This window comes from Marinobacterium nitratireducens (genome assembly GCF_014645375.1).
GTDB lineage: Bacteria > Pseudomonadota > Gammaproteobacteria > Pseudomonadales > Balneatricaceae > Marinobacterium_A > Marinobacterium_A nitratireducens.
Genome location: NZ_BMLT01000039.1, coordinates 1 through 538, shown reverse-complemented (window position 1 = coordinate 538; position 538 = coordinate 1). Strand labels below are relative to the sequence as shown.

General features: G+C 64.1%; 1 protein-coding gene. It reads right to left on the bottom strand.

What is annotated here, in order from left to right; translation table 11 throughout:
* Positions 1-538: putative Ig domain-containing protein (locus IEX85_RS23895; protein ID WP_188863149.1), on the bottom strand; the 538-nt coding region annotated here is incomplete at both ends.

The following is a 538-nucleotide window of genomic DNA, read 5'->3' as shown; positions in this document are numbered from 1 at the left end:
CTGATACGCCTGATCGGTCGGATCGAAGCTCCAGCTGCCGTCCGTATTGATGGTCAGGCCGGGCACCGGAGCGGCGATGCTGTAGGTGAGGGTATCGCCCCTGTCCGGATCGGTCCCGGTGAACTGGCCGCTGACCTGCTTGCCGTCCTCATTCACGCTGACCGACGCGATCGGGTTCAAGGTGGGTGCATCGTTGGTATTGTTGACCACCAGATCGAAGGTGGTGGACACGGATGCGCCGTGGGAGTCCGTCGCGGTGACGGTGACCGGGGTGGTGCCGACATCGCCGTTGGTCGGGGTGCCGGTGAAGGTGCCGGTGGTAGCATCGAAACTGAGCCATGCCGGTAAGTTGCCGGTGGACAGGGTCAGGGTATCGCCGGTATCCACATCCGTGAAGGTGTCCGTCGGCACCGCGAAGCGGAAGGCCGCATCTTCGTTCGTGGCCTGGCTGGCGATCGCGTGGCTGATCACAGGGGCATCATTGGTGCCGGTGATGGTGACGGTCACGGTCTGGTCCACGCTGGCACCGTGACTGTCG